1 protein-coding gene is annotated in these 1,507 nt (G+C 72.4%); it reads right to left on the reverse strand.

What is annotated here, in order from left to right; genetic code table 11:
• Positions 1 to 1,262 (reverse strand): sensor domain-containing diguanylate cyclase (locus ETD83_RS41755; protein WP_138650757.1); only part of this gene is annotated, 1,262 nt, incomplete at its 3' end.
• Positions 1,263 to 1,507 lie beyond the last annotated feature (245 nt).

The raw sequence follows: 1,507 nt of genomic DNA on the forward strand, positions 1-1,507 counted from the left end.
AGGGCGGGGAGGCAGACGCGGTCGCGGCCGGAGGACTTCGCGCGGTACAGGGCCAGGTCAGCGGCGGCCAGGAGTTCCAGGAGGTCCTCGCCGTGCGTGCGGAACAGGGCGACGCCCACGGACACGGTGACCGTCACCGTTCCTTCTTCGGCGGGGACGGCCAGTCGGCGCACCCGGCCGCGGAGGCGCTCGGCGACGCGGCATGCCTCGACGGTGTCGGCGCCGGGCAGCAGGACCACGAATTCCTCGCCGCCGAAGCGGCCGACGACGTCGTAGTCGCGCAGCTGGTGGCAGAGCGTGCTGGCCACGCCCACCAGCACCTGGTCGCCCATCAGGTGCCCGTGGGTGTCGTTGACCCGTTTGAAGTGGTCGATGTCGATCAGCAGGAGGGCCACGGCGTCATGGGTCCGCTGCGCGCGCGACAGCTCGGTGGCGGCCTCCCGCTGCCAGGCCGCCGCGTTCAGCAGCCCGGTCTTGGAGTCCGTCCGGGCGGCCGCCTGGAGTTGCTGGTGCATGAGGCTGCGCTGCAGCAGGACGACCGGCGGCAGCGCGAGGATCAGCAGGCCCAGCGAAAGCGCGCTCGTGATCGCCACGAGGATGCCGACGCAGAGCTCCACCACGTCCAGGAGGAGGCTCTCGCGCGTCCACAGGACGTCGCGCCAGCGGCTCTCGGGGTTGGCCGCGTGCGCCGCGACCGCGACGATCGCCGTGTTCACGACGGTGAACAGCGCGGCGCATCCCACCGCGGCCGGGATGCCCGGGTAGGCGTCGACGAGCCACTGCGGCGCCCCGTCCAGCGGTTCGGGGACCACCAGGTGGAACACCATGGACGCGCACGCCCCGGCGATCCCGTGCGCCGCCGCGACGAGCGCCCGCCGGTAGATCAGCGTCCGGCGCACCCGGAACTGCAGCAGCGCCTGCAGCGGCACCGGGATCAGGAGCACGTAGACGGGCGGCAGCAGGAGCGCGACCGGCAGCCACCACGCCGACAGCAGGTCGCGCGCGACCCCGGCCGGCATCCCGAGCCGCCGCGTCGCCTCGATGCACACCGCACCGCACGCCAGGAGGGCGGCGAACGTCGTCAGGTCGTCGGCCCGGAGCGGCGTGCCGGCCAGCCCGGCGGCGGTCAGCCCGAGATGGACGGCCACCACCACCGGCACATAGATCACGAGCAGGGACGGACGCCCCAGTAGCGCTCGGCGCCTGGGCCTGCGAGGCAGCTCCCCACCACGGTCCTCGGCGGACGACTGCACTGCCGTCATCCTTCCCCCTTACGCGCATCACGTTGTGTAACACGATAGTTGCAACGTGTGCGGAAGGGGCGTGAAACAGGTACGTTCGGGAACGCACGTGCGGGTGGACCGTTCGGAACACCACGCATCAGGGCCCGCGGACTCGCGGCCCCAAGCACATCCTGAGGGGGATACCACCATGCGCGGCGTTTCCTGGATCTGACCAGGCCGCGGAACCCGAGGGTGCGGGGTGAGGTGTCCGCTCGGGCGGGGCC

The organism is Actinomadura soli (genome assembly GCF_005889715.1).
Taxonomy (GTDB): Bacteria; Actinomycetota; Actinomycetes; order Streptosporangiales; family Streptosporangiaceae; genus Spirillospora; species Spirillospora soli.